The sequence below is a fragment of the bacterium genome (assembly GCA_030654305.1).
In the GTDB taxonomy this organism is placed as follows: Bacteria; Krumholzibacteriota; Krumholzibacteriia; order LZORAL124-64-63; family LZORAL124-64-63; genus PNOJ01.
In genome coordinates this window covers 1-7,322 of record JAURXS010000351.1, presented here as the reverse complement: position 1 = coordinate 7,322, position 7,322 = coordinate 1, and the positions used below count along the sequence as shown (strand labels likewise).

The 7,322-nt window shown below is 71.5% G+C and carries 8 protein-coding genes; 3 read left to right on the top strand and 5 right to left on the bottom strand.

Annotated elements, in window-relative coordinates; all coding sequences use genetic code 11:
* The 3 genes from Q7W29_10065 to Q7W29_10055 all read left to right on the top strand — a co-directional run.
* Window positions 1-1,557 (top strand): hypothetical protein (locus tag Q7W29_10065; protein ID MDO9172164.1); only part of this gene is annotated, 1,557 nt, incomplete at its 5' end.
* 68 nt (window positions 1,558-1,625) lie between these two features.
* Entirely contained in the window at window positions 1,626-2,330 is a 705-nt protein-coding gene (locus tag Q7W29_10060) for a CPBP family intramembrane metalloprotease (protein MDO9172163.1), read from the top strand.
* 167 nt (window positions 2,331-2,497) lie between these two features.
* Window positions 2,498-3,256: a hypothetical protein gene (locus Q7W29_10055; protein MDO9172162.1), complete on the top strand. Its 759-nt coding sequence runs from the start codon at window positions 2,498-2,500 to the stop codon at window positions 3,254-3,256.
* Between the two features lie 61 nt (window positions 3,257-3,317).
* On the opposite strand, the gene Q7W29_10050 is transcribed toward Q7W29_10055, so the two are convergent.
* From Q7W29_10050 to Q7W29_10030, 5 genes are all read right to left on the bottom strand, one after another.
* Complete coding sequence (locus Q7W29_10050) at window positions 3,318-4,028, bottom strand: RNA pseudouridine synthase (GenBank protein MDO9172161.1); 711 nt, start codon at window positions 4,026-4,028, stop codon at window positions 3,318-3,320.
* Window positions 4,029-4,047: 19 nt separating this feature from the next.
* On the bottom strand, window positions 4,048-4,776 hold the full coding sequence (locus Q7W29_10045) for a protein kinase (GenBank protein MDO9172160.1): 729 nt from the start codon (window positions 4,774-4,776) through the stop codon (window positions 4,048-4,050).
* 16 nt (window positions 4,777-4,792) lie between these two features.
* Entirely contained in the window at window positions 4,793-5,806 is a 1,014-nt protein-coding gene (locus tag Q7W29_10040; GenBank protein MDO9172159.1) for a deoxyhypusine synthase, read from the bottom strand.
* A 10-nt stretch (window positions 5,807-5,816) separates the two neighbouring features.
* Window positions 5,817-6,605 (bottom strand): agmatinase, encoded by a 789-nt coding sequence (gene speB / locus Q7W29_10035; protein ID MDO9172158.1) that lies wholly within the window; start codon window positions 6,603-6,605, stop codon window positions 5,817-5,819.
* Between the two features lie 77 nt (window positions 6,606-6,682).
* Window positions 6,683-6,811: a hypothetical protein gene (locus Q7W29_10030; protein ID MDO9172157.1), complete on the bottom strand. Its 129-nt coding sequence runs from the start codon at window positions 6,809-6,811 to the stop codon at window positions 6,683-6,685.
* Window positions 6,812-7,322 lie beyond the last annotated feature (511 nt).

The window sequence follows — 7,322 nt, the reverse complement described above, 5'->3', positions numbered from 1 at the left end:
CACACGCTGCGCCTGCGCGCGACGACGCCCGACGGCGCCCTGCGCCACGCCGCCTTCACGCTCGATGTCGCCGCGCTGCAGACCCCGCAGCCGACCGAGACCTGGCCCGTCACGGCGAGCGTGCCCTACGACGGCACCGCCGGCGCCGGCTCGGCCTACGTCTACCTCGCCGAGGGCCACACCCAGCTGGCCAACCCCGTGGTCGTGGTCGAGGGCTTCGACCTCGACGACACGATGGGCTGGGACGTGCTCTACGAGATGCTGAACCAGGAGCAGCTCATCGAGACGCTGCGCGCCGAGGGCTACGACGCCGTGGTGCTGGACTTCGCGTCCGCCACCGCGCCCATCCAGCGCAACGCCTTCGTGCTGACCGAGCTGCTGGGGATGGTCCGCGCGGCCGTCGGTCCGCAGCGCACCAGCGCGTTGATCGGCGCCAGCATGGGCGGCCTGGTCTCGCGCTACGCCCTGGGCTGGCTGGCGCAGCAGCAGATCGATTCCGGCGTGCGCACCTGGATCGCCTTCGATTCGCCGCAACGCGGTGCCGTCATCCCGCTGGGCCTCCAGCACTGGCTCGACTTCTTCCAGGACGATTCGGAGGCCGCCGCCTTCCTGCTGAGCCGCCTCGACACGCCCGCCGCGCGGCAGCTGCTGCTGCAGCACCACCTCGCCACGAGCGGGACCACGGCCGCCGCCGACCCGCTGCGCACCGCCTTCGAGGCCGACCTGCAGGCGGTCGGGTTGCCGCCCTGCCGCCGCGTCGCGGTGGCCAACGGTTCGGGCGCCGCGACGAACCAGGGTTTCGCACCCGCCCAGCAGATCATCCGCTACGAGTACGACTCGTTCCTGGTGGACATCCGGGGCAACGTGTGGGCGGTGCCGCAGCAGACCTCGGCGCGCATCTTCCAGGGCGTGATGAACGTGATCTGGCCGCTGCCGGACACCTACCAGGACGTGACGGTCGCCGGCGCCGTGTCGTGGGACGGCGCGCCCGGCGGCTGGCGGTCGTCGATGGCGCAGATGGACACCACCAGCGTGCCTTACGGCGACATCGAGGCGCTCTTCGGCCACCACTGCTTCATCCCGACGGTCAGCGCGCTCGACCTCGCCGGCGTCGGGCCGCTGCACGACGTGCTCGCGGATCCCGACCTGATGAGCCGCACCACCTTCGACGCCCTCCACGTGCCGTCGCAGAACCAGGAGCACGTGACCATCACGCCGGAGTCGGCGCTCTGGTTCCTGGACGAGGTGCGCGAGGGCGTGACCGCGGCCGAGGCGTTGCCGGCGGTCGCCGCGACGTTGCGGGCGTTCCCGAACCCCTTCAACCCGCGCACGACCGTGAGCTTTGAGCTGCCGTCCGCCGGGCACGCCCTCCTGGAGGCCTTCGACCTGCGGGGGCGCCGCGTTGCGGTCCTGCTTGACGCCGACCTGCCGGCGGGGCGCCAGGCGGCGGTCTGGGACGGGAGCGCCGGCGGGTCAGCTCCGGCGGCGGGCGCCTATCTGTTGCGGTTGCGCGCCGCGGGCGGGGTGAGCACGGCCCGAGTGATGCTCGTGGAGTGAAGGCGCCGCGGACGGGCGTCGAAGTTCTCGCACCTCCGCCGGCGCGACGCGCGCCCGGGGATGACGCTATGGTCGATCGACACCGTAGCGGGCGCGAGGCGCTCCTCTTGCTGCTGGTCCCGCCCGCCGTCGTGGTCGCCGCTCTGGCGGGCCTGCACAGCGTGTGGGCCGTCTTCCTGGCCTACCACTTCGGGATCTGCCTGCTCTGGCCGCTGATCGACAGCGTGCTGCTGCGGCGCCGCTCCTGGCGCGACCACGCGAGGGAAGTGGGGTGGACCGGAGGACGGGCCGGGGCCGGCCTGCTCGCCGGCCTCGTGGTCGGCGTCGTGATGGCGGCGGGATCCTGGTTCGGCTTCAAGGTTCTGGAAGGGGTCCTGCTGGTGGACCAGCGCGTCCTGGACGGGCTGGCGGGCTGGGGCGTCGACCGGTCGCACAGCGGTGCCATGCTCGCCGTGATGCTGCTGCTCAACGGCCCGGCGGAAGAGTCGTACTGGCGCGGGTACGTCCAGACGCGGCTGGCGGGCTGGCGCCCGCGGCCGGCGGCGATCGCGGCCGCGGCGCTGGCGTACGCGTCCTACCACGGCGTGACGCTGCTGGTGCTGCTGGGCTCGTGGTCCGCGGCGCTGCCGGCGCTGCTGGCCGTGTTCGCCGCCGGCTGCTTCTGGGGTTGGCTGCGCGAGCGCCTCGGCAACGTCTGGCCGGCGATGCTGGGCCACGCCGGCGCGACGGTCGGGTACATGATCGTGTACTGGGGCCGCTTCGCACGGCCCTGACCGCGGCCTGCGGGCGCGGCTCGTCGCCCTCGATCCTGTCACCGATGAATGCCGACCCTCAAGATCGCGACAACTGGTGCGCTGAAGGTCGATGATGCATATCTTGGGTGCCGGATTCCGATTTCAGGAACTCGCACATGACTGCACCATCACCGGGAGGCTCGAAGATGTTGATTGCTCGGGAGACGAGACGATCCCTGACCCTCGCGCTGTTCGCACTGGCGGCCGTCGCGGCCGTCGCCGCCGGCGGCGCCCGCGCGCAGGATCCGATCAGCGCCATGTCCGCGGTCCAGCCCCAGCTGCAGGCCTTCGACGCGGCGGCCGATTCGCTGCTCGCCCTGGTCGCGATCCGCGACGTCGCCGAGATCCAGTCCGAGCTGGGCGAGGCCCAGGCCCAGCGTGCCGAGGGTGAGATGCGCCTGCAGCGGGCGATGGCGATGAAGGCCCGCTCCGAGACCCGCATCCGCCTGAAGCAGAGCGAGCTCGACGCCGTGAAGAGCCGCCTGGACCTGGCCAAGAAGGAGAAGGACGAGGTCCGCAAGCTCGACCTCGAGGGGCAGAAGAAGCAGGCCGAACTGGAGAAGCAGCTCCTGGAGCGGCGCGCCGACCTGCGCGCCCGCGAGGTGGCGCACGCCAAGGCGATGGTGGAGCTCGCCACGGCCTCGGCCCGCGCCTGCGAAGAGGAGCTGACGCTGGCGGCCAAGCGCGGCGAGCGCGACGCGCTGCTGCGGGAGGCGCTGACGGCGTCGCTGATGGGCCGGCTCCAGGCCGCGGAGCTCGAGATCCGCAAGTACGAGGGCCAGACCCTCGACGCCCGCATCCGCGAGGCCGACCGCCTCAAGGACCTGTCGGCCAAGGAGGTCGAGCTCGCCAAGTCCCGGCGCAAGGTCTTCGACACCCAGCTGAAGCTGGCCGGCGGCCGCTAAGCCGCATGACGACGCGCAGAGGTCCGGGCTGCCGATCGGCGCCCGGACCTCTCCGTTTCCCTCAGGGCGCGAACCCGCCCCAAGCCCCGGGCGGCTCCGCGACCACCTCGACCTCGCCTCCCGTGACCGGATCCCGGAAGCCCAGCCGCCGCGCGTGCAGTGCGATCGCCCGCAGCCGAACATCCTCGTGCTGTTCCCCGAAGGGCGCCGTCGACCCGTACTGCGCGTCGCCCACGACCGGATGCCCCCGGCTCGCCGCCTGCAGCCGGATCTGGTGCGTGCGTCCCGTCTCCAGTTCGATCTCGAGCCAGGTGAAGTCCGGCCCGCCGTGCAGCGTGCGGTAGCGCAGCGTCGCCGGCCGGGCGTCCGGGTGGTCGGCCGGCACGATCTCCGCCCGCGGCTCGTCCGGCACCTTGCGCACGTGGTCCGTCCAGGCGCCCGCCGCCGGCGCCGGCGCGCCGGCCACCAGCGCCCAGTAGAGTTTGCGCACCCGGCGCTGTTCGATCTGCCGGCTGAGCTCGCGTGTGGCCGTCGGTGCGAGCCCCAGCAGCAGCGCGCCGCTCGCCGGGCGGTCCAGGCGGTGCACGACGCCCAGGTGGGCGCCGGGGGCGCGGCCGTCGCGCGCCTGCAGGAAAGCGCGGACGCGCGCCTCCAGGCTGTCGATGCCCGGCGGCGCCTGCGTCAGCAAGCCCGGCGGCTTGCCGATCACCAGGCAGGGGCCATTCTCGTGGAGGATGTCGAAGCCGGCTGGTTGGATCTGTTCTGGCGTCACGCCGCGCCCCCGCGGCGGTTCACCGGGATTCCCAGGGCATGGTCTCGAGGTGCAGGGCGAGGTCGCCGGCGGTGCGGAAGCTCTCGAGGATCAGCGAGCGGCGCAGGCCGCGCAGGACGCCCTTGATCTCGGGCGGGTGCTTCGCGTAGGTGCGCTGCCCGCCCAGCACGTCGTAGAGCAGGCGCACGAGGTTGCAGACGTCCTCCTGGATGTTCGAGCTGCGCGTGCCCGGCCAGCGGTGCAGGTCGAGCAGGCGCACCTCGAAGCCCAGACCCAGGCGCCGGACGATGACGTTGGCGGCGTGCAGGTCGCCGTGGTAGTCGTTGTTGGCGTGGATCGCCGAGACGCCCTCGGCCAGCGCGTGCAGCAGGTGCAGCCCCTGGAAGACGTCGAGGCGGTGCCCCGGCTGGCGCGCCAGGAACTCGCAGAGCATCTCCCCGTCGACGAACTCGGAGATCAGCACCGACACGTCGGCGCCGTGCGCGCGGATCGTCTCCTGGGTGACGTAGCTGACCAGGATCGGGCACTCGCGCAGCCGGTGCAGGCGCCGCGCGTACTCGTTGAGGGTGCGGTTGCGGGGGTTGCGCTCGGGGAAGAAGAGCTTGGCCGCGCGGTCGATGCCGGTGGCGCGCTCGCGCACCAGGTAGACCTCGCCCTCCCAGCCGGCGCCCAGGCGACGGATCACCTCGAACTTGCGCGCCAGGACGCGGCCCGGCTGCAGGTCGAAGCTGTCCTGGGTCGCGCCCATCGCCGCCTTCCCCTCCCTAGAAGAGGTCGTTGAAGCGCCGCGCGGGCCGCCCGCGCCAGCCGCCCCGGTGCCAGGCGTCGCTGACCAGCAGGGGGAAGGTGACGGTCGCCTCGCCGTAGACCATCTGCTCGTACACCGTGTCCACCTTGCCCCAGGAGCAGGCCTCCTTGAGCGTCGAGCCCGAGAGGGCGCCGTCGCGCTCGTCGGCGACGGTCAGCTGGATGGCGTACTTGTGCATCGGCTGCTCGCGGCCCAGGATCTCGGTGGCGACCACCACGTCCTGGGTGAAGTTCTTGGGCACGCCGCCGCCGAGCATCAGGATGCCGGTCTCGCCGACCGCGAGCTTGATCTGCGTCAGCTCGCGGAAGTCGGCCACCGAGTCGATGGTCAGGTACTTCTCGCGGCCCCACTGGTGGTGCACCAGGCCGAAGCCGGCCGAGCAGTCGCTGAAGGCGGGGCAGAAGATCGGCACGCCCTTGCGCCAGGCGGCGTGGACGATGGAGTGGTCGGCCTTCAGGCCGCGGGACTCGACGAAGGCGCCCATCGCCGCGATGAACTCGCGCGAGGAGTAGGGGCGGGGCGCGAGGCCCTCGGCGATCTCGGCGATGGTCATGTCGCAGATGCGCAGCTCGTCCTCGTCGATGTAGGTGTCGTAGATGCGGTCGATGGCCAGCCCGCGCAGCATCTGGTCGTCGATGAAGGGCGTGCCCTTGTAGTGGCGGAAGCCCAGCGCCTCGAAGAAGTCCTGGTCGACGATGTTGGCGCCGGTGGAGACCACGGCGTCCACCATGTCGTTCTCGATCATCAGGGCGATGGCGTCCTTCAGGCCGGCGCTGACCAGCGAGCCGGCGAGCGTCAGGATGACGCCGCAGCCGTGGTCGGACTCCATGCGGTGCAGGATCCCCGCCGCGGTGGCCAGGTTGCGGGCCTGGAAGGCCATGTCGCGGTAGGAGTCGATCAGCGGACGCGCGTCGAAGGCCGTGACGTCGACGTGGCGGACCTGGTCCTTGAGGAAATCGCTCTTCTGCATCGGGGACTCCTTACTGCCGGGCGGTGAGGTAGGCCATGAGCTGGTAGGCCAGGCGCGCCGCCAGGAAATCCGGCCCGGGGTTGCGGGGGTCGGGCAGCAGCTCGACCACGTCGAAGCCGACGATGCGGTGGCGCTGCGCCACCGCGGCCAGGGTGCGGACGACCTGCCGGTAGGCGAGGCCGCCTGGCTCGGGAGTGCCGGTCGACGGCATGATCCCGGGATCGAACACGTCCAGGTCGATGGTCACGTAGACCGGGCCGGACAGGCGGTCGACGACCGCCGGGATGAAGTCGTAGCCGTCGCCGATCTCGTGGGCGTAGAACGTGCGGTCGGGGCGGACCTTCGGCGCCTCGGCGGCGTCGAGGCTGCGGATGCCCACCTGCACATAGTCGGCGACTTCGGCCGCCCGCGCCATGACGCAGGCGTGGTTGTTGGGCGAGCCCTCGTAGCTGTCGCGGGTGTCGCCGTGCGCGTCGAACTGCAGGACCGTCAGGCCGGGGAAGCGCGCCGCGTGGGCCTGGATCAGGCCGATGCTCACCGAGTGCTCGCCGCCGAGCCCGACCACGGTGAGGCCGCGGTCCAGTAGGTCGTCAGCAGCGGCGCGGACCTTCGCCACCATGCCCTCGGGCGGGCCGTCGTGCAGCACCGGCGCCATCGTGACGATGCCGGCGCGCCACGGCTCGCCGCCGGTCTCGATGTCGTACAGCTCCATGTTCGCCGACGCCGCGAGCAGGGCGTCGGGGCCGCGGTCGGCGCCCTTGCGCCACGTGGAGGTGCCGTCGTAGGGGATCGGGAGCACCGCAAAGCGGCAGCAGTCCGGAACGGGGCGTTCCGGAAGGCCCCCGAACGCCCCGGGATCGTCATGCAGCGGCCACGTCAATTGTCGTCGTCTTCTTCCTCGACGTCGTCTTCTTCGAAGTCCTCGTCGTCGTCGAAATCGTCGTCCTCGTCCAGGTCGTCGTCCTCGAACTCGATGGTCTCGTCGTTGTTCCAGTCGTTCTTCATTGGGTCCCTCCCATCGCGCGGGGTGCGTCGGCTGTAGAACGGAACTTCTGACTCGGGTGACGGGCGGTCAGACCCGACACGCTTGCGTTTGATCAGGGGCCTGGCCTCGGGATCGCTCTCCCCGGGGTTGCGCCGGTGACGGTGCGGCATCGAAGCCCACTCCTGGTCGCTCGCGGCACGGCGCTGGACCGGCGCCGCGGCTGATGGTACGGGGCAGAAACGGCCCGGCACGCAGCCGGGTCGCCGAATCGAGGGCCATAATGTGACGGCACTCCACCGAAATGTCAAGATGGAGGCCCGAATTTAGATGATGAAACATCTCGTTGTCATCAAGCGTCTTACGCGATCGGCCGGCGATTCCCGCCACCCGGGGGTTGCCCCGCGGAGCGGACCGCGGCTAGGATGCCCCGCAACCGGCGCCGGCGGCCCCCGGCGGCCGGGCGACCCACGCCCTACCTGGAGGCGATCGATGACCTCGAAGTTCGTGGCCGCGGCGGCCATCCTGTTGCTC